General features: G+C 63.9%; 29 protein-coding genes and 1 tRNA gene. 10 read left to right on the plus strand and 20 right to left on the minus strand.

The genetic code is table 11. The features are described from left to right. Positions 1-47 precede the first annotated feature (47 nt). From CH274_RS13485 to CH274_RS13555, 17 genes are all read right to left on the minus strand, one after another. A complete protein-coding gene (locus tag CH274_RS13485; RefSeq protein ID WP_143546565.1) occupies positions 48-242 on the minus strand; it encodes a hypothetical protein in 195 nt (64 codons plus the stop codon). Beyond that, a complete protein-coding gene (locus CH274_RS13490) occupies positions 239-445 on the minus strand; it encodes a hypothetical protein (RefSeq protein WP_094657754.1) in 207 nt (68 codons plus the stop codon). The genes CH274_RS13485 and CH274_RS13490 overlap by 4 nt, the downstream gene beginning before the upstream one ends. Beyond that, positions 442-687, minus strand: a complete 246-nt coding sequence (locus tag CH274_RS13495) for a hypothetical protein (protein ID WP_094657755.1) — start codon at positions 685-687, stop codon at positions 442-444. The genes CH274_RS13490 and CH274_RS13495 overlap by 4 nt, the downstream gene beginning before the upstream one ends. Then, on the minus strand, positions 684-1,196 hold the full coding sequence (locus CH274_RS13500) for a dual specificity protein phosphatase family protein (protein ID WP_094657756.1): 513 nt from the start codon (positions 1,194-1,196) through the stop codon (positions 684-686). The genes CH274_RS13495 and CH274_RS13500 overlap by 4 nt, the downstream gene beginning before the upstream one ends. Next, complete coding sequence (locus CH274_RS13505) at positions 1,193-1,456, minus strand: hypothetical protein (RefSeq protein ID WP_094657757.1); 264 nt, start codon at positions 1,454-1,456, stop codon at positions 1,193-1,195. Before CH274_RS13505 ends, CH274_RS13500 begins: the two co-directional genes overlap by 4 nt. Further along, complete coding sequence (locus CH274_RS13510; protein WP_094657758.1) at positions 1,453-1,914, minus strand: RNA methyltransferase; 462 nt, start codon at positions 1,912-1,914, stop codon at positions 1,453-1,455. Before CH274_RS13510 ends, CH274_RS13505 begins: the two co-directional genes overlap by 4 nt. Further along, on the minus strand, positions 1,911-2,333 hold the full coding sequence (locus CH274_RS13515; protein WP_094657759.1) for a hypothetical protein: 423 nt from the start codon (positions 2,331-2,333) through the stop codon (positions 1,911-1,913). The genes CH274_RS13510 and CH274_RS13515 overlap by 4 nt, the downstream gene beginning before the upstream one ends. Then, positions 2,330-2,596 (minus strand): hypothetical protein, encoded by a 267-nt coding sequence (locus CH274_RS13520; protein ID WP_094657760.1) that lies wholly within the window; start codon positions 2,594-2,596, stop codon positions 2,330-2,332. Before CH274_RS13520 ends, CH274_RS13515 begins: the two co-directional genes overlap by 4 nt. After that, complete coding sequence (locus CH274_RS13525) at positions 2,596-2,784, minus strand: hypothetical protein (protein WP_094657761.1); 189 nt, start codon at positions 2,782-2,784, stop codon at positions 2,596-2,598. The genes CH274_RS13520 and CH274_RS13525 overlap by 1 nt, the downstream gene beginning before the upstream one ends. Positions 2,785-2,866: 82 nt before the next feature. Then, positions 2,867-3,034, minus strand: coding sequence for a hypothetical protein (locus tag CH274_RS29210; protein ID WP_179275735.1), 168 nt, complete (start codon positions 3,032-3,034; stop codon positions 2,867-2,869). Then, positions 3,031-3,513, minus strand: coding sequence for a hypothetical protein (locus tag CH274_RS13530; RefSeq protein ID WP_094657762.1), 483 nt, complete (start codon positions 3,511-3,513; stop codon positions 3,031-3,033). Before CH274_RS13530 ends, CH274_RS29210 begins: the two co-directional genes overlap by 4 nt. After that, positions 3,510-3,677 (minus strand): hypothetical protein, encoded by a 168-nt coding sequence (locus CH274_RS29215; RefSeq protein ID WP_179275736.1) that lies wholly within the window; start codon positions 3,675-3,677, stop codon positions 3,510-3,512. The genes CH274_RS13530 and CH274_RS29215 overlap by 4 nt, the downstream gene beginning before the upstream one ends. Further along, the gene (locus CH274_RS13535; protein ID WP_094657763.1) at positions 3,674-3,979 is read right to left on the minus strand and encodes a hypothetical protein; all 306 of its coding nucleotides are present in this window, start codon (positions 3,977-3,979) and stop codon (positions 3,674-3,676) included. Before CH274_RS13535 ends, CH274_RS29215 begins: the two co-directional genes overlap by 4 nt. Then, positions 3,976-4,182 (minus strand): helix-turn-helix domain-containing protein, encoded by a 207-nt coding sequence (locus tag CH274_RS29990; protein ID WP_094657764.1) that lies wholly within the window; start codon positions 4,180-4,182, stop codon positions 3,976-3,978. Before CH274_RS29990 ends, CH274_RS13535 begins: the two co-directional genes overlap by 4 nt. Beyond that, positions 4,182-4,688 (minus strand): HNH endonuclease, encoded by a 507-nt coding sequence (locus CH274_RS13545; protein ID WP_094657765.1) that lies wholly within the window; start codon positions 4,686-4,688, stop codon positions 4,182-4,184. Before CH274_RS13545 ends, CH274_RS29990 begins: the two co-directional genes overlap by 1 nt. Continuing rightward, positions 4,685-5,479 (minus strand): phage antirepressor KilAC domain-containing protein, encoded by a 795-nt coding sequence (locus CH274_RS13550; protein ID WP_179275737.1) that lies wholly within the window; start codon positions 5,477-5,479, stop codon positions 4,685-4,687. Before CH274_RS13550 ends, CH274_RS13545 begins: the two co-directional genes overlap by 4 nt. A gap of 54 nt (positions 5,480-5,533) precedes the next feature. Further along, entirely contained in the window at positions 5,534-5,788 is a 255-nt protein-coding gene (locus CH274_RS13555) for a hypothetical protein (protein WP_143546566.1), read from the minus strand. Positions 5,789-6,010: 222 nt separating this feature from the next. On the opposite strand from CH274_RS13555, the gene CH274_RS13560 reads away from it, so the two are divergent. The 4 genes from CH274_RS13560 to CH274_RS13575 all read left to right on the plus strand — a co-directional run bounded on the left by CH274_RS13560 (position 6,011) and on the right by CH274_RS13575 (position 8,521). Further along, the gene (locus tag CH274_RS13560; RefSeq protein WP_094657768.1) at positions 6,011-6,631 is read left to right on the plus strand and encodes a helix-turn-helix domain-containing protein; all 621 of its coding nucleotides are present in this window, start codon (positions 6,011-6,013) and stop codon (positions 6,629-6,631) included. Between the two features lie 89 nt (positions 6,632-6,720). Continuing rightward, positions 6,721-7,125, plus strand: a complete 405-nt coding sequence (locus CH274_RS13565; protein WP_256993570.1) for an ImmA/IrrE family metallo-endopeptidase — start codon at positions 6,721-6,723, stop codon at positions 7,123-7,125. Beyond that, positions 7,122-7,349 (plus strand): DUF3263 domain-containing protein, encoded by a 228-nt coding sequence (locus CH274_RS13570; RefSeq protein ID WP_094658023.1) that lies wholly within the window; start codon positions 7,122-7,124, stop codon positions 7,347-7,349. Before CH274_RS13565 ends, CH274_RS13570 begins: the two co-directional genes overlap by 4 nt. Next, positions 7,349-8,521: a site-specific integrase gene (locus CH274_RS13575; protein ID WP_094657769.1), complete on the plus strand. Its 1,173-nt coding sequence runs from the start codon at positions 7,349-7,351 to the stop codon at positions 8,519-8,521. The genes CH274_RS13570 and CH274_RS13575 overlap by 1 nt, the downstream gene beginning before the upstream one ends. A 34-nt stretch (positions 8,522-8,555) precedes the next feature. Here CH274_RS13575 and CH274_RS13580 read toward each other — a convergent pair. The 3 genes from CH274_RS13580 to CH274_RS13590 form a co-directional block, all read right to left on the minus strand. After that, positions 8,556-8,630: transfer RNA gene (locus CH274_RS13580), tRNA-Val, on the minus strand. Positions 8,631-8,717: 87 nt separating this feature from the next. Next, on the minus strand, positions 8,718-9,179 hold the full coding sequence (locus CH274_RS13585) for a peroxiredoxin (RefSeq protein WP_032394459.1): 462 nt from the start codon (positions 9,177-9,179) through the stop codon (positions 8,718-8,720). A gap of 31 nt (positions 9,180-9,210) precedes the next feature. Further along, entirely contained in the window at positions 9,211-9,633 is a 423-nt protein-coding gene (locus tag CH274_RS13590) for a DUF3052 domain-containing protein (protein WP_032394460.1), read from the minus strand. 255 nt (positions 9,634-9,888) lie between these two features. Between CH274_RS13590 and aceE the strand changes: the two genes are divergently transcribed. The 6 genes from aceE to CH274_RS13620 all read left to right on the plus strand — a co-directional run bounded on the left by aceE (position 9,889) and on the right by CH274_RS13620 (position 18,465). After that, on the plus strand, positions 9,889-12,708 hold the full coding sequence (gene aceE / locus CH274_RS13595; protein WP_094658024.1) for a pyruvate dehydrogenase (acetyl-transferring), homodimeric type: 2,820 nt from the start codon (positions 9,889-9,891) through the stop codon (positions 12,706-12,708). Positions 12,709-12,795: 87 nt separating this feature from the next. Continuing rightward, positions 12,796-14,175, plus strand: a complete 1,380-nt coding sequence (locus CH274_RS13600; RefSeq protein ID WP_230596653.1) for a PucR family transcriptional regulator — start codon at positions 12,796-12,798, stop codon at positions 14,173-14,175. 128 nt (positions 14,176-14,303) lie between these two features. Then, a complete protein-coding gene (locus tag CH274_RS13605) occupies positions 14,304-15,212 on the plus strand; it encodes an ACP S-malonyltransferase (protein ID WP_094657770.1) in 909 nt (302 codons plus the stop codon). An 87-nt stretch (positions 15,213-15,299) separates the two neighbouring features. After that, a complete protein-coding gene (acpM, locus tag CH274_RS13610; protein WP_045199610.1) occupies positions 15,300-15,644 on the plus strand; it encodes a meromycolate extension acyl carrier protein AcpM in 345 nt (114 codons plus the stop codon). 8 nt (positions 15,645-15,652) lie between these two features. Further along, positions 15,653-16,903, plus strand: coding sequence for a KasA/KasB family beta-ketoacyl-ACP synthase (locus tag CH274_RS13615; RefSeq protein WP_032394462.1), 1,251 nt, complete (start codon positions 15,653-15,655; stop codon positions 16,901-16,903). A gap of 128 nt (positions 16,904-17,031) precedes the next feature. Next, on the plus strand, positions 17,032-18,465 hold the full coding sequence (locus CH274_RS13620; RefSeq protein ID WP_094657771.1) for an acyl-CoA carboxylase subunit beta: 1,434 nt from the start codon (positions 17,032-17,034) through the stop codon (positions 18,463-18,465). Positions 18,466-18,634 lie beyond the last annotated feature (169 nt).

The following is an 18,634-nucleotide window of genomic DNA, read 5'->3' on the forward strand; positions in this document are numbered from 1 at the left end:
TGGTTTCGGTGTCCCACCGTGAAGCGGGATCCTCGAAGGGGTCGAAGTCAGACGGCACGGGTGACCACCTCGACCGGAAGTTCGACCACAGCGACCGGGCAGGGAGTGGAGCCGAGCCACAGGACACCCGCGCGGTGGTCATCGACGACGAATTCGCGGCCCAGGCGGCCGATCTCACGGAAGTGGGTACCCGCCGGCAGCCGCCACAGGGACTGCTCATCCCAGACCATCGGCCCCGTCATGGCAGCCACAGGATCGTGATCGGGTAGCCGTCCAACTCGTCCGGCCGCAGTGGCGTGGAGTCGCCAGTCTCGAACCACTCCTCTGGGCCTTCGTCATCGCCCATGAACGCCTTTACTGCGACCTGCGCTGTGTCGGTTCGGATCACAGCCCCGACTGGAAGCGCGGGGAGGATGTCGACGGTGATGGTGTCGCCGGCGTTCACAGGGTGCCTCCGGCCCACACGTAGTGGATCGCCCAGCACACCAGGACGAGGCAACCCCAGATGACGAACTTCGACCACGGATCAAGACGGTCGTCTTTCGGGAACGCGGCATCAAACACATCGACCTCGTACGGGTCTTCGTCAGCTTCCGTGTACGTCGGACCGGTGGTGGAGGACACGAGCCGCAGGTGCCGCGGCACCGCGGTGATCACGCCGCGATCCACCTCGAGGAAGTCGCTCATGCTGCGGCCTCCGCATCAAGACCCAGCAGGTAGCGCTCGAATGTCTCGTTGCACAGGCACGCCGGCGACCGCTTCTCGCGGATAGTCGCGATAGCGTCAGCCGCAGTTGCCCCTTCGAGCATCAGTGCCCGCGCCACGACGAGGCTCGACCGATTGAGACCGGCCTGGCAATGGACGAGGACCGCACCACTCTTGCGGCACGTGTTCACCCATGCGGCAAGCGAATCGACCTGCTCGATCCCCTGCTCGTGACTGTCGTACATCCGGACATTGATCGCACTGTCGATGTCGTGCTCGTAGGTGTACGCCTCCCACGGGTAGAGCGACACGAGATGAGTGATGAACTCGGGCAGAACCAGGCCGCGGCGGCAGCCGCCCTGCCACAGGTTCGGTGCGATCTCACTGATGAACGGGACATCGAACGGGGTGTTGCCGTGGAATGCGACGCCCGACATGCGCTGTTGCTGCGGATCGAAATCGATATCGATCGCGGTGGGGTCTTCGTTCATGCTGCTTCTCCTTCGGACCATGCCGCGGCGACAGGACCGACAGCTTCGATGTCGAGAGGGGCACGCCGCGTCCTCGGCGGCAGCCCGCCGTAACGCCGCACCGCGGACCGCGGCACCCGAGCCAACAGGCGGTTACGGGGCAGGTCAGCGAGGACGATGACGTACTCGGTGTCAGTCGATTCGGCAATGTCGACGGGTGTGCCGTGGGCGTAGATCCCCCACTGCGTCGTCACATCGACAGCGAGGACCTGGGCGCTCATGCCGCCACCGCCTGCAGCGACTTCGCGTATCGGTCATGCATCACCAAAGTCCCGGCGACAGCGACGTTCATCGACTGCACCGACGGTGTCGGGATCTGCACGATCCGATGGCACCGATCCAGCACCGCCGGCGGCAGACCGTGATCCTCAGCGCCGAGCAGGTAGAGGGCGCGTTCGTCGTGGTGGAACGATTCGTCGAGCAGTTTCGCGCGCGGGTCGAGCTCGACGCCGATGATCGGGCAGCCGAGCGGCAGGTGCCGCACCAAGTCGTCGAGGTCCGTGTAGTGGATCAGTGGGATGCGACGGTCCACCTTGCTGGTGTCCGATGCCTGATGCCGATACCGGAGTCCGACGGTTCCGACGAACGCTGCGCCGTAGAGATTGGCGTGCCGCCACAGAGTGCCGACGTTCGACTCCGTTTTCGGATGCCACACCGCGATCCCGAAGTAGCCGTTCATGATGGCACCTCAGCTGGAAACCATTCCTCTGCCAGATCTTTGAAGATGAGCGCTTTCCCGGTGTCGACGTTGGCGATGCCGACCGCGATCTGCCCGAGGTGGATGTGCGACTCACTGTGCGGGTACAGCACCAGGACGCGGCTACCGGGCAGCTGCTCCCAGCGATCGACACCAACTGTGGCCATGACCTGCATCAGCCATTCCAGGCCGAACGCATGACCGACGCGGCGTCCCTTGGCCTTGTCAAACTGATCGAGGCCGTAGCCCCCGACTCCTGTCCCGCCGCCATCGCCTTTGCAGTGCAGCATTGCGGACATGATGCCGTGGTCCTCGATGCCGAGACGGGTGGATTCGATCGTCATCACGTCGGCGCTGTACGTCACGCCTTCGTGAACGACGTTGACCTTCAGTGCATTCATTCGTTTCTCGTTTCGTTTGGGGTGCCGGGAGCGGGACCGCTCACCGGCACCGGGGAACCCGCGCCACCCAGCCCGGCGGCAGCAGGAAGAACAGGGAGGAGACCGGCCGCCACGGAGAAGGCCGCAGTGAAGGCGTCTGAGATCAGGCCGGGGACGTAGCGCTGACGGAAGTTCTCGTACCGCCGGGCGATCAGGGCGTCCCAGTCGCAGTCCGCGCCCATCGGGTAGCCGTCGTAGACCTCGCCTCGGGAGATGAAGGTCATCACTTCTCCGGCCACTCGGAGATCGCGATGTACGCCGACGAGCAGAACAGGAGAATGCAGACCGGCAGATTCGCCGCGCTGGCGAGAAGTAAATCTCCTGTCTGCGTTGCGATCATGAACACCGACCACGCGACACCGAGGGCCATGACGATGGCGCTGACGATTCCGAACAGGCACCAGCCATTCACGGGATCACCTGCCAGAGTGGCGAGGCGGCCAGGCCGCCGAGGAGGATGCCCGCGAGGATCAGGTGGGGACGGAAACGGCGGATCATCGGATAACCCCGAACTCGAGCTCGTCCGCTGCGTATGTCCAGCGGTCGACTCCCCTGACCCGAAAACGCCCGTCCGGCAGTGGGTCGGCAACGTGTACGGTCTCGTCGTCTTCATCCCGATCGATGAAGCGAACGACCACGCCGCCCTCATGCGTGACGATCATGCGATCACCTCGATGGGTGTCTCATCGCGGGCGATGTTGTCGGAGGACAGCGATCCGTAGTAGCCGGTGATCTTCCATCCGCGCGAGAATCGGATTGCGAGTGCCGGCAGATTGTCCATGCCTGTCGTCCAACGGATCTGCGCACCTTCCGGCAGTGCGTCCAGTGCATCCCGGACCGTCTCCCAATCCCCCTCGAGCACGCGGGGAGTCAGCTCTCGAACGCGAGCGATGAGCGCTGGGATGTCGGTGCGGGCGTGGGCAATGAACTCGGCATCATCACGGTGCTGCTCTGCGAACTCAGGCTTCAGGTCGCCGAGTTTGTCGCCACTCATGTGCACGATTTCCCAGAGACCGTGTTGTCGCCCATCGGCACGGTTGCCCACGAACGCCTGGTTGATTCCATCCGAGTCGAGAAACCATGGACCGCTGGTCGCTGCCCGCGTACGTGCCTCGATCGCGTCGAGGTCCAGTTCGCTCATGGCCGCATCACCGACACCGCAGTCACAACCACAATCACGACGACCATCACCGACGCGAAACCCAACGCCAGAATCCGGTGATCCGACTCATGCCGCGGCCACGGATCGTTACGGATCTCGCGGCGATGACGGGTGCGGACATCGGAGTAATCGGGGGTATTCATGCGGAGTCACCGCCTCGGATTGGTCGGACAATCGCAAGCGCGGGTCGCGCAGCGCCACCAGGAATCTCGGAGCCGTCCGGCCCGAAGTCCTCCAGTAAGTGCCTGCCGAGAAGCCGAGCCTCTGAACGTGTGAGCATCAACTCGGCCCGTTCGTGCGTGTCATACACGGACAGCAGAATCTCTTCACCTCGGTCACCGGAGGCCAAACCGGTAGCGACCGTCGGCATGCGACTGAAATCGTCACCGAGAACCACGACCGGCTCGGCGTAGAACGTGAAGTCCTTCGTTCGCGCATCTCTCATGCCGTCCTCCTGAGGCGATCGGGGAATTTCGGCGCACCCTTGTTGATCCAGTCAGCGACATGCGTCTCGGTGAACATGTGCCGACGGCCCCCTCGCGGAAGAGACTCGAGCGCACCACTGTTCGCAGCATCCCGAACCCAATCGGCAGTGTGTGGAACCATCGCCGCGACATCGGCGACAGTGAGTGGTTTGCGTATCTCCATCAGGAATCAGCTCCCGCAAGCGCACGGGCACGCGCATCCGTCTTGTATCGACGAACCGCACCCTTCTTCTCTCGGAGCCGGCGCGCGGAGTCCAGGTTGCAGATCCGGCAGTTGCGCATTTCTCCGCCCGACGTGCGGCGCTTCACGATCAGGTTGGTGCCTGAGAGCGGGTGGCCATTCACGCAGTGAGTCTTGGTAGCCGCTGCAGTGCGAGAGTTGTTGACCTGGCAGGTGACCGGCTCCAGATGTGACGGGTTAACGCAGTTTTTATGCTCGCAGCCACGGGCACGCACATGGTCCAGTTGCAGACCTTCTGGGATCGGACCGATCAGCAGTTCGTATGCGACACGATGAGCCAACTTCACTCGCCCGCCTACGCCTACTTGGCCGTAGCCCTTGTTGTTCAGCGAGCCAGTCCAAAGCCAGCAGCCATTCATCACTGTGACCTTTGCCGCCATCGATTCCGGAAGACGGACGACGCTCCAGTCGTTGCCTGCGCCGGTCATGCCGAGGCCTCCAGGCGCTCAAGCAACCGCGACATCCCCTTCGGGGTGACCCGGACCTGTGGGCAACGAATGTGAACTCCGCCGTCGTCATCGACCCACTCGCCGGTCGGCTTCTCGGCAAGCAGTCCTTGATCTTTGATGGGCTGATACACACGTGGCCGGCCCTTGTGGTCCTGAAATGTCCAGCGCATCATCCGTAGCGTCTCGAACAGTCGCTTCTCGCCGGTCTCGATGCCCGCGCGGTTCAGCACTCCCGCGCACTCGGAGACTGAATAGTCGCCGTCGGCGGAAAGAAAGTTGTCGAACTTGGCCGCTTTTGGCTCCAGCTCGACGATGCGTGAATCCCGGGCCGCCAACAGTTCCTGTGCGGCTTGCAGTCCAATCGCCAGCCGATCCTCGCGCGACAGTTCGGCCGGAGCCGTCTCTGCCTGGCGGGTGCGAATTGCGAAGTAGGACTGCGCCGCTGCGATGGGAGTCTTACTCGGATCGCCGTTCATCACCGTCAAGTACGAGCCGAAACGTGACAGCTCGACATCATCAACGGCCCGACGTCCACCCTTGCCCAGCTCGATCATCTTGCTGGTGTCGACAAAATGATCCTGAGCAGCAGATCCGCTGTTCTCGCATGACATCTTCGCGCGGTCGATAGCGGCAGCAAAGTTGCGCCAAGTCTCGTATTCCAGAGCCTTCGACAGCTCGCGTGCGGACCAGTACTCCGAGCCGTCTGGTCGGACGCGACGAATCGCGTCGAACGGGGATGACTCCCCGTGTCGTACGATGGGTACTGACATTCGATCTCCAATCATTTGTCGTCACGCCGTCCCGCTGACTCGGGGCGGCGTTTTCTATGCGCTGAGACGGGTGTCGTTTGGCAAACCGCCAACCAACTGGGCCGAAAAAAGAGACCCCGGCGGCGCGTTGAGCGCAACCTCGATAGCGCGCGCATTACTGGGCTTGCAGCTCCATCGCGCGGCCTTCTTCTCTGAGCGCAACAGCGCGATGAGTGCCGGAGACACCTTCGCCTTGCGCGCCAGAGAAGCGTTCGTCTCACCGCGGAAGTCGATGTAGTCGCGGAACGCTCGCTTGCTGATGAGCTTCACCCACAACCTCCTGGTGTCGTTTTGAAGTGCCGCAGTCACTGTAACCCCAATGTTTGTCGGTTGTCCATACGCCAACCACTGTAACTGAGGTTAGTTACAGCGTCCAATCGGGCGTAACCGCCTTGACCAGTGCTCGCGCGAATTACACCGGACGTATTCGTAACCGCTACGGTTACGATCGGAGTATTCGAACATCCTGCGACTAGGGAAGTCTTTGCAACTGTGAGCGCCTTATCCGAACTGCTGAAGAGCAACCGCTACGGGATCGAAGCCCGTCAGGCAGCTGCGAAAGCCGCCGAACTCGGTGTCGATCTGAAGCAAGGAACCATCGCCGGCTACTTCGCTGGGACCAACAAGTCTCGGCCTAGTGAGAAGACGATGAAGGCGCTTGCGGAAGTGCTAGCGATTCCGCTCGAGAAGATTCGCGAGGCAGCGGGAGTGCCGATCGGAGAAACCGATCCGTACATGCCGCCGCCGGAAGCCAATCGACTCTCGTCGAATCAACGGCAAGCAATCGATCAACTCATCAGAGCCATCGTTCGTCCCGTCTACGAGGTAGAAGCAACCGCCTCGGGAGAGGGGACGGCGACGGCCACCGTCGCAGTCGTAGGAGAAACACATGAAGACCAGGGCACGCAGGACGCGACGAGCGATCCGCAGATTGATGGAGAAGCTGGGTCTCGCCGAGCCTCCATAGCGGCCGTCAAGTCCACTGACAGGACTGACGGCAATCAAGGCAGCAACGTTGTCCGACCCGCCCACTGGGGCGACAGCAGCGTCCCACCGCCCAGCCTCAAAGAAGCGGACGCGGCGGACGCCGACTTCCCGAACGACGACGAATAACATTGCTGTAATACGCATTTCGGGCAAACATGTCGTAGGAGACCGATAGGTTCCCAGACATGAGCAGAGACTGGCATCCATGGCGGCACATGGCTGAACGTTTCCCGCACATCATCATCTGCACCAGCTACGAACTGCCCGACGGCGTGCGCGGACTCATTAGAGGTGACCGAATCTGGCTGTGTCGAACACTCGACCAGGCAGGACGACGCACTGTGCTCAGTCACGAGATCGGGCACCTCGAACTCGGAATGCCGATCTACCCGCGACACCACATGTACGGCATCCGGGAAGAGCGCCTTGTCGACGACATGGCGTCTCGACGCCTCATTCCACTGCACAAACTCATCGACGCCATGAAGTGGTCCACCCACCCGGCCGAACTCGCCGAGACGCTGTGGACCACCGAACGGATGGTGCAGTGCCGCCTCCACAACCTCGACCCCATCGAAGTTGCCGAACTCGAATACCACCTCGACGGAGAATGGTCATGACCGAACAACAGCTAGCGATCCTCGCCTTCGAGAAACGGTTCTACCGCCACGCCGCCTCGAAAGAGCAGGACGTGAAAGACGAACTCGGCCTCACCCCCGTGCAGTACTACACTCGGCTCAACTCGCTGCTCGACGACCCGGACGCCATGCAGGCCGAGCCAGTTCTCGTCAAACGACTGCGCCGTATCCGCGACAGTCGAGCGGCATCCAGAAGGGCGGGGTGATGGCAACCGTCAGACCGTACGAGACCGCGAAGGGCAAGCGGTACCGCGTTCGCTACCGGACGCCCGAAGGCCGGCAGACCGACAAGCGTGGGTTCACCACGAAGAAAGCCGCAGAATCGTTCGCCGCGAACATCGAGGTGGCGAAGGAGCGCGGCGAGTTCATCGCCGCATCCGAAGGCAAGGTGACAGTCGGCGAACTCGGCCCCGACTGGCTCAACCGTCAGTCACACCTCAAGCCGTCCGCATACCGGCCGCTCGAGATCGCATGGCGATTGCGCGTCGAACCGAAATGGGGCCAGCGAGCGGTGAAGTCGATCGTGCCGAGCGAGGTGCAGCAGTGGATCGCCGACATGACTCGCGGCGTGAACGCACCACAGGCGCTCGGTGCCACCGTCGTCGGCCGGACCCACGGCGTGCTCGCGGGGATCCTCGACGACGCGGTGCGGGACCGGTTGATTCACACGAACCCCGCGCGGTCGAAGTCGAGGAAGGGAGACGCCATCAAGCTCCCCCGCAAGACGCGGAAGCGAAACGTCTACCTCACACACCACGAGGTCGACCTGTTCGCCGAAGCGGCCGGCGAGAACGGTGACCTCGCGCTCTTGATGGCGTACTCCGGTGCCCGGTGGGGCGAAGCGACTGCGCTCAAACGCCGCGACTTCGACCTCGGCCGCCGCCGGGTGCTGATCGACGAGAACGCCGTCGAAGTCGGCAAGGAGATCATCGTCGGCACCACGAAGGGCCACAAGCGCCGGACGGTACCGATCGTCGACTTCCTGATCCCCCGCCTCGAGCAACGCCTGCGCTCGCTCCGGCCGACCGATCTCGTCTTCCCGGGTGAGGATGGCAACTACATGCGGCGGCCGCACAACGTCAGCGGATGGTTCGATCTGGCGGTCGCCAAGGCCGAGGTTCCGCGGGTCACCCCGCACGATCTCCGGCACACCGCGGCCAGCCTCGCAGTCGCGGCCGGGGCCGACGTGAAGGTCGTGCAGAAGATGCTCGGTCACGCATCGGCAGCGATGACCCTCGACGTCTACGCGGACCTGTTCGACGACGACCTCGACACTGTCTCGAAGGCCATGAGTGAAGCGCGGACGAAACAGGGTGTGGGCAAATTGTGGGCAGTTCCGAATCTACCTGCCGAGGACGATCGACCTACTGGTACCTGACCTGCACTGCAAGCCTTCGATCTGCCGCATACGATGGTGGGCGCAGAGGGGTTCGAACCCCCGACCGCTGGTGTGTAAAACCAGAGCTCTACCGCTGAGCTATACGCCCGAGTACCGGTGGCCTGGGTACAACCCCGGGCCACCGGAACGCTTGGAGAAATTTATCGTGTCTGATCTCTAACTACAATTCCGCAGGTCAGCTCACCTGTGCGAGAGCCTCGGCCCACGACGAACTGTCGCGAGCCTCACCGGGTCCGTTCATTTCGGCGAACCGGATGATTCCGGATTTGTCGACCACGAACGTTCCACGATTGGCGAAGCCGGCGCTGTCGTTGAACACGCCGTACGCCTGAGCAACCTCACCGTGCGGCCAGAAGTCCGACAGCAGCGGAAAGGTGTAACCCTGTTCTGCAGCCCAGATCTTGTGGGTCGGAGGCGGACCCACCGAGATTGCCAAGATCGCAGTCTCGTCGTTCTCGAATGTCGGCAACTCGTCGCGTACTTTGCACAGCTCGCCCTGGCACGTGCCGGTGAAGGCCAGTGGATAGAACACGAGCAGAACGTTTTTCACGTTCCTGTACGACGACAACGTGACCAGTTGGTTGTTCTGATCCTTCAGAGTGAAGTCGGGCGCAACCGCGCCAACCTCGATCGGCATCTAGAACCGTCTTCCTGTATCGAGCATCGACCTACCGCTTGGTGGCAGGGGTCTTGGGCTGAACCAGACGACTTCCGATCCAGTCACCGAGGTTTGCCGCAGAGGTCTGCGTCAATCCTGCGGTCGGGGCGGACTCGGCGATCTCGCTGGGTTCGACGTGACCGGACAGGCCGGTCTTGGGGCTGAGGACCCACACGATTCCATCGTCCGAGAGTGGCCCGATGGCATCCATGAGTGCGTCGACCAGGTCACCGTCTCCGTCGCGCCACCACAGCAGTACGACATCGATCACCTCGTCGGAATCCTCGTCGAGGGTCTCGCCACCGATCGCATCTTCTACGTCGGCGCGCAGATCATCGTCGGTGTCCTCGTCCCAGCCCAGCTCCTGTACGACCATGTCGCGAGTGATGCCAAGTTTCTGAGCGTAGTTCTGAGCGTCCGCCGCGGCGACCACGGTGGTGACCTCCTTGAATTGTGGGTGCAGTAGACAAAGCGAACAGGGTCGGAGCCGTTCGCGCAAGCTGACCGCGCCGAAATTGCGTACATAAATTTCTACTGGTGGGTATCGGACCTCTGTACTACCAGAACCGAGAAGATGTAGCAGGATTGGGAGGAATCACGAGAACGAGGAAAGTAGAGCGCCGTCACAGGGGCGCGCTACCGGACCGGACGCCACACCGAGCGTCCGCCACATTGAGGAGTGCACACGTTGTCCGAAGTGAACAGCGGCGAACGGCAGAACACATCGTCTGCAGGCAAGAAGGGCTCTGACGGCCGGGTCCGCGTCATCCGCGAGGGTGTCGCGTCGTACCTGCCCGATATCGACAACGACGAGACCAACGAATGGATCGAGTCGTTCGACGGCTTGTTGGAGAGGTCCGGCCCCAACCGCGCTCGCTACCTGATGCTCAGGTTGCTCGAGCGCGCCGGTGAGCGCCGCGTCGCGCTGCCGTCGCTGACGTCGACGGATTACGTCAACACCATTCCCACCGAAAACGAGCCGTGGTTCCCCGGCGACGAGTCGATGGAACGCCGCTACCGCGCCTGGATCCGCTGGAACGCAGCCATCATGGTGCACCGCGCGCAGCGCCCCGGCGTCGGCGTCGGTGGCCACATCTCCACGTACGCCTCGTCGGCTGCGCTGTACGAGGTCGGCTTCAACCACTTCTTCCGCGGCAAGGACCACCCGGGCGGCGGCGACCACATCTTCATCCAGGGTCACGCCTCCCCCGGCATCTACGCCCGCGCCTTCCTCGAGGGCCGCATCCCGGCCGAGCGCATGGACGGCTTCCGTCAGGAGGCCAGTCACGTGAACGAGGGCGGCGGACTGCCGTCGTACCCGCACCCCCGCCTGATGCAGGACTTCTGGGAGTTCCCGACGGTGTCGATGGGTCTCGGCCCGATGAACGCCATCTACCAGGCCCGCTTCAACCACTATCTCAACGACCGCGGCGTCAAGGACACCTCCGATCAGCATGTCTGGGCATTCCTGGGCGATGGCGAGATGGACGAGCCGGAGTCGCGTGGACTCGCGCACGTGGCCGCGACCGAGGGTCTGGACAACCTGACGTTCGTCGTCAACTGCAACCTGCAGCGCCTCGACGGCCCGGTCCGCGGCAACGGCAAGATCATTCAGGAGCTGGAGTCGTTCTTCCGCGGCGCGGGCTGGAACGTCATCAAGGTCGTCTGGGGCCGCGAGTGGGATTCACTGCTGCACGCAGACCGTGACGGTGCACTCGTGAACCTGATGAACACCACTCCCGATGGTGACTTCCAGACGTACAAGGCCAACGACGGCGGGTACGTCCGCGATCACTTCTTCGGTCGCGATCCGCGCACCAAGGAACTGGTCAAGGATCTGTCCGACGACGAGATCTGGAACCTCAAGCGCGGCGGCCACGACTACCGCAAGGTGCACGCTGCCTACGCGGCGGCGATGTCGCACAAGGGCCAGCCGACGGTCATCCTGGCGCACACCATCAAGGGCTACACCCTCGGCAAGCACTTCGAGGGCCGCAATGCCACGCACCAGATGAAGAAGCTCACGCTCGACGATCTCAAGACGTTCCGCGATCTCCAGCACATCCCGATCTCGGACGAAGAGCTCGAGAAGGATCCGTACATGCCGCCGTACTACCACCCCGGCCCGGATGCTCCCGAGATCCAGTACATGCTCGATCGCCGCAACAAGCTCGGCGGATTCGTCCCCGAGCGGCGGGTCGACGTCAAGCCGCTCCCGCAGCCCGGCGACGACACGTACAAGACGCTCCGCAAGGGCTCCGGCAAGCAGGAAGTCGCCACCACCATGGCGCTCGTGCGCGTCATGAAGGAGTTGTTGCGAGACAAGGAGATCGGCCACCGAATCGTGCCGATCATCCCCGACGAGGCCCGCACGTTCGGTATGGACTCGTGGTTCCCGTCGCTGAAGATCTACAACCGCAACGGCCAGCTGTACACCTCGGTGGACTCGGAGCTGATGCTCGCCTACAAGGAGAGCTCGGTCGGCCAGATCCTGCACGAGGGCATCAACGAGGCCGGTTCGACGTCGTCGTTCACCGCGGTCGGTACCTCGTACGCCACGCACGGCGAGGTCATGATCCCGCTGTACATCTTCTACTCGATGTTCGGCTTCCAGCGCACCGGCGACGGTCTCTGGGCGGCAGCAGACCAGATGGCTCGCGGATTCGTGCTCGGTGCCACCGCAGGTCGCACCACGCTCACCGGTGAGGGTCTGCAGCACGCCGACGGTCATTCACTGCTGTTGGCCTCGACCAACCCGGCGGCCGTGGCCTACGACCCGGCGTTCTCGTACGAGATCGCGCACATCGTCAAGGACGGTCTGCGACGGATGTACGGCGGAACCGAAGGTGTCGAGGGCTTCGGCGGCGAGAACATCTTCTACTACATCACCCTCTACAACGAGCCGTACGTACAGCCGGCCGAGCCGGAGAACCTCGACGTCGAGGGTCTGCTCAAGGGCATCTACCGGTTCGCCGAGCCGCAGGAGGGCGACGGACCCGAGGCGCAGCTGCTGGCGTCCGGCGTCGGCATCGTGTCGGCCCGTAAGGCCCGCGAATTGCTGTTCGAGGAGTGGGGCGTTCGTTCGGCCGTCTGGTCGGTGACCTCGTGGGGCGAACTGCGCCGCGACGGTGTCGAGGCCGAGCAGGAGTCCCTGCGCAACCCCGGTGCCGACAAGCGCGTTCCGTTCGTCACCTCGGCCCTGGCCGACACCAACGGCCCGGTCATCGCGTCCTCGGATTGGATGCGTGCGGTTCCGGACCAGATCCGTCAGTGGGTTCCGGGCGATTACGTCACTCTCGGTACCGACGGATTCGGATTCTCCGATACCCGTCCGGCCGCGCGCCGGGTGTTCAACGTCGACGCCGAGTCGATCGTCGTCGCCACGTTGTCGGCTCTGGCGGCATCCGGTGAGGTCGACCGCTCCAAGGCCGTCGAGGCCGCGGAGAAGTACAAGATCGACGACGTCACCGCCGCTCCCACGTCGTACGCCGATACCGGTTCGGCGTAGGTTCGACCCCTGATCACCCGACCCCCGTTCCACCTCGCGCGGCACGTCCAGCGCGAGGTGGGCGGGGGTCGGGCGTAGGTTCTCCTTATGTCCGATGCGAAGCCCGGTTCCCCGGACAGTGCGTCCACACGCGAAGTGTCCCGACGCGACGCCTATCGTGAGGCGTTGCGTGAGTCGTTGACCTCGGACAACGAAGTGCATCTTCCGGTCGCCTCACTGGCTCCCTCACGCCAGAAGCGCGATCCCCTGCCCGATGCCCTGCTGCGGCGGGTCAAACAGTTCTCCGGCCGACTCTCGACAGAAGCCGTCACCACGATGCAGGGCCAGTTGCCGTTCTTCGGCGATCTCGACGCGGCCCAACGCGCAAGCGTGCAGTTGTTGATTCAGACAGCCGTCGACAACTTTCTCGAATGGCTCAAGAACCCCAACAGCGATATCCGCTTCAGCCTCGACGCATTCCAGGTCATCCCCCAAGACCTGGCCCGCCGCCTCACTCTGCGCCAGACCGTCGACATGGTCCGGGTGGCGATGGAGTTCTTCGAGCAGTGGCTTCCGGCGCTGGCTCGCAACGATCAGCAGCTGGTGGCCCTGACCGAGGCCGTCCTGCGGTACGGCCGCGAGCTCGGCTTCGCGGCCGCGTCGGTCTACGCCAGTGCGGCCGAATCTCGCGGTGCCTGGGACACCCGCCTCGAAGCTCTCGTCGTCGATGCCGTCGTGCGTGGGGACACCGGCTCGGACATGCTCTCGCGTGCCGCAACGCTGAACTGGGACGCCACGGCCCCCGCGACGGTGTTGGTCGGTACTCCCCCGGACGATCGGGGCGTCTCGGTGGTCGGAACAGTGCACGCCGTGGCGCAGAAGCACGGCCGCGCGGCACTCGCCGTGGTGCAAGGCACTCGGCTGGTGATGGTGGTCAGCGGCCAGATCGAGGACACGCCGGCCCACCACGCGTTCATCGAGGACATGTTGCAGAACTTCTCCGACGGGCCCGTGGTCATCGGCCCGACCACTCGCACCCTGGGCGCGGCGCACTCGAGCGCGGTGGAAGCCTTCGCCGGCATGCAGGCCGTCGCCGGCTGGCGTGGTGCACCGCGTCCGGTGCACGCTGGCGAGTTGTTGCCCGAACGCGCACTGCTCAACGACAGTGCGGCTATATCGGCGTTGAACGATCACGTGGTCGTTCCATTGGCGGCGGCCGGTTCTGGACTTGCCGACACCCTCGATGCGTATCTCGACTGTGGCGGAGCCGTCGAAACCTGCGCACGGCAGCTGTTTGTTCATCCAAATACCGTTCGGTATCGGCTCAAGCGCATCGCAGAGGTCACCGGTCGCGACCCCACTCACCCGCGCGACGCGTACGTGCTCAGGGTCGCGGCAACGGTAGGTAGGTTGGCTCGAACGCATCACGAACCGGCACATCCAGCCCCATATGTCACACAGGTCACATTCGGAGAAGTGGTTACGTAACGCTCCACCACCCTCCGGCGATAGCGAGTCCCCACGAGGCGATTTGTAGGGTTCCCACAAATTGCCTGTCGAGAGTTCATCGAGCGCGACATCACTCAATCGGCACCCGACAGTGTTCTCTTAACCCTGTGATTGCGTTGCTTGCGCCCGGTCAGGGCTCTCAGACTCCCGGCATGCTGTTGCCTTGGCTCGAATTGCCAGGTGCGACAGACCGGCTCGCACTGTGGTCGAAGGCCTCGGGTCTCGACCTCGTCCGCCTCGGCACCACAGCAACCGCCGAGGAGATCACCGACACCGCGGTGACCCAGCCCCTGGTCGTGGCGTCGGCCCTGCTCGCCTTCGAGGAGATCGCATCGCGGGGCCTGTTCCCCGAGGACGCCGTCGTCGCCGGGCACTCCGTGGGCGAACTCGCCGCCGCTGCCATCGCCGGCGTCATCTCCTCCGACGACGCCGTATCACTCGCCGCCGTCCGTGGCGCAGCAATGGCCAAGGCGTGTGCACTCGAACCGACCGGCATGTCCGCCGTGCTGGGCGGAGACGAGGCTGCCGTCCTGGCCCGCCTCGAAGAACTCGACCTCGCGCCGGCCAACGTCAACGCTGCAGGTCAGATCGTCGCAGCCGGCCTGCTCACCAAACTTGCCGAGCTGGCCGAGAGCGCGCCGGAGAAGGCTCGGGTTCGCGCACTGCCGGTCGCAGGCGCGTTCCACACGAAATACATGGCACCTGCCGGCGACACCGTTGCCGCGGCCGCTGCCGCGATCACTCCGTCGGAGCCGACGCGGACGCTGCTGTCCAACTCGGACGGTCAGCCGGTCGCCTCGGGTGCCGACGCACTGAACAAGCTTGCTGCTCAGGTCACTCGCCCCGTGCGATGGGATCTGTGCACTGCCTACCTGCGCACCGCGCAGGTCACCGGACTTGTCGAACTGCCCCCGGCAGGCGCACTGGTCGGCATCGCCAAACGCGAACTGCGTGGCGTTGCCAACCTCGGCCTGAAGACACCGGCGGACATCTCCGCAATGGCCGAGCTCGGTTAGCTCGCCCCACACACTCCGCCGTCACACACTGCGGATCGCACTTCCACTCCCCGAGTGGCAGAAATGCACAATCGCGTCTCGAAGCACATGACTTCGGCGTTCTACACAGAAGAGAAGGGAGCCACAACAGTGGCCAGCCAGGAAGACCTCATCGCCGGACTTGCAGAGATCATCGAGGAGGTCACGGGCATCGAACCGTCCGAGGTGACCATCGAGAAGTCCTTCGTGGACGACCTCGACATCGACTCGCTCTCCATGGTCGAGATCGCAGTGCAGACCGAGGACAAGTACGGCGTGAAGATCCCCGACGAGGACCTCGCAGGTCTGCGCACCGTCGGTGACGCCGTCAACTACATCCAGAAGCTCGAAGCGGAGAACCCCGAAGCCGCAGAAGCTATCAAGGCCAAGCTCGACGACTCCGCGAGCGAGTGACAGGGCCCATGACCAACCCATCCACCGCCAACGGACGCTTCCCCAGTGTCGTCGTCACCAGCCTCGCTGCGACCACGTCACTTGCGGGTGACGTCGATGCCACGTGGAAGGGTCTGCTGAACGGCGACAGCGGAATCGCAAAGCTCGAAGACGATTTCGTCGCCGAGTACGACCTGCCTGTGCGGATCGGCGGACACCTCGCGGTGAACCCGCAGAGCCTGCTCTCGCGGGTCGAGATTCGTCGCCTGAGCTATGTCGAGCAACTGTCGACGGTCCTCGGCCGCGAGGTCTGGAAGAACGCCGGAACCCCCGACGTCGATCCCCTTCGCCTCGGTGTGTCGATCGGTACCGGCCTCGGTGGCGGAGATTCGCTGATCGACGCCAACGACAAGATGAAGGCAGGCGGCTACCGCAAGGTGTCTCCGCTCGCCGTTCAGATGGTCATGCCGAACGGCCCCGCAGCGGTCGTCGGACTCGAGCTCAAAGCACAGGCCGGTGTCATCACTCCCGTCTCCGCCTGCTCCTCGGGATCGGAAGCCATCGCACACGCGTGGCGGATGATCGTGATGGGCGATGCGGACATGGTCGTCACCGGCGGCGTCGAGGGCTATATCGACGCGGTTCCGATCGCCAGCTTCTCCATGATGCGGGCGATGAGCACCAACAACGACAACCCGAAGGGTGCGTCACGTCCGTTCGACAAGGACCGTGACGGCTTCGTCTTCGGTGAAGCGGGTGCGCTCATGGTCATCGAGACCGAAGAGCACGCCAAGGCTCGCGGCGCAACGATTCACGCCCGCCTGCTCGGTGCCGGAATCACCTCCGACGGGTTCCACCTGGTGGCTCCCGATCCGGAGGGCAAGGGTGCCGCGCGTGCGATGCAGCGCGCCATCGAGACCGCAGGCCTGCAGAAGTCCGACATCACCCACGTGAACGCCCACGCAACGGCAACTCCCATCGGAGACACCGCCGAGGCGCTGGCGATCAACAAGGCCGTCGGAAATCACGCAGCGGTGTACGCACCGAAATCCGCTCTGGGCCACTCGATCGGTGCCGTCGGCGCTCTCGAGTCGGTACTGACGGTGCTGGCAGTGCGTGAGGGAATCATCCCTCCCACACTGAATTTGGAGAACCAGGATCCCGAGATCGATCTCGACGTCGTCAAGGGCGAGCCCCGCGTCGGACAGATCGATTACGCGATCAACAACTCGTTCGGATTCGGTGGGCACAACGTAGCGCTCGCCTTCGGAAAGGCGTGATGCACTGAGTCGTTTCTTCGACTCGGTCGATCTCGCTCTCGCAGTGCATGATCCGGACCGGGGCCGTTCTCAGGGAACGGTTCCGGTTCGGGCCTCGCCCCCTCAGGGGCCCTGAAGAAGGACAAGCGATGACTATTCTGGCCCCTGTCACACGATCCGGTACCTCGACCGATCCCCGCGATCCACTCGCCCGCCTCGAGAATCTGTTCGACGCCGGAACCACTGTCCCGCTGCACGATCGGGACAAATCCGGCATCCTCGCAGCGTCCGGCGAGATCGACGGCGTCCACACCATCGCGTACTGCTCCGACGCCACCGTCATGGGCGGCGCCATGGGGGTCGACGGCTGCAAGCACATCGTCGCCGCCATCGACACGGCCATCGAGCAGCGCGCTCCGATCGTCGGCGTCTGGCACTCCGGAGGCGCTCGCCTCGCCGAGGGCGTCGAAGCTCTCCACGCCGTCGGACTGGTCTTCGAGGCCATGGTTCGAGCGTCCGGCCTCGTCCCCCAAGTTTCCGTCGTCCTCGGCTTCGCAGCCGGCGGCGCCGCCTACGGTCCTGCGTTGACCGACGTCGTCATCATGGCTCCCGAGGGACGTGTCTTCGTCACCGGTCCCGACGTCGTCCGCAGCGTCACCGGCGAGCAGGTCGACATGGCCTCGCTCGGCGGCCGCGACACCCACCACAAGAAGTCCGGCGTGTGCCACATCGTCGCCGACAGCGAGATGGACGCGTTCACCCGCGCCCGCCGTCTGGTGTCCATGTTCTGCGAGCAGGGCGACTTCGATATCGCCGCTGCCGAACACGGTGACACCGACCTCCGGGCACTGATGCCCGAATCGAACCGTCGCGCATACGACGTCCACCCGATCGTGCACGAGTTGCTCGACAACGTCGAAGGCGAGTCGACCTTCGAGGAATTCCAGGGCGGCTGGGCTCGCAGCATCGTGATCGGCCTCGGCCGTATCAGTGGCCGCACCGTCGGGGTCATCGCCAACAACCCCATCCGACTCGGTGGTTGCCTGAACTCCGAAAGCGCCGAGAAGGCAGCACGTTTCGTTCGGTTGTGCGATTCGTTCGGCATACCGCTCGTCGTGGTGGTCGACGTACCCGGATACCTCCCCGGCGTCAGCATGGAATGGGAAGGTGTCGTGCGTCGTGGCGCAAAGCTGTTGCACGCCTTCGCGGAAGCCACGGTCCCCCGCGTCACCCTCGTGACCCGCAAGATCTACGGCGGTGCGTACATCGCAATGAACGCTCGCGCGCTGGGTGCCACTGCGGTCTACGCCTGGCCCGGCTCCGAGGTCGCCGTGATGGGCGCGAAGGCAGCCGTCGGCATCCTGCACAAGAAGGCTCTCGCGGCCGCTCCCGAGGAGGAGCGCGAAGCACTGCACGATCGGCTTACAGTCGAGCACGAAAGCATCGCCGGTGGCGTCGAGCGTGCTGTGGCCATCGGTGTCGTCGACGAGGTCATCGAACCGAGCAAGACCCGCAGCACCGTCGCCAAGGCTCTCGCGGCCGCGCCCGCGGCACGCGGAAACCACAAGAACATTCCGCTCTGATCAACCACCCTCGCCTGCGGCCCTGACTCAGCCCCCGCCCCGTCCTCCCCCGTCCGCGTGAATGGACCCTTGCAGCGCCCAGACGTATGTAATGGTCCATTCACGGTGTGGATCAGTAGCGCTCCGAGTGCAACGAAGCCACATTCATCCGGAACCGAGCGGGCTGCAG

Origin of the sequence: Rhodococcus sp. 06-418-5 (genome assembly GCF_002258285.1) — a bacterium.
Classification (GTDB): Bacteria; Actinomycetota; Actinomycetes; order Mycobacteriales; family Mycobacteriaceae; genus Rhodococcoides.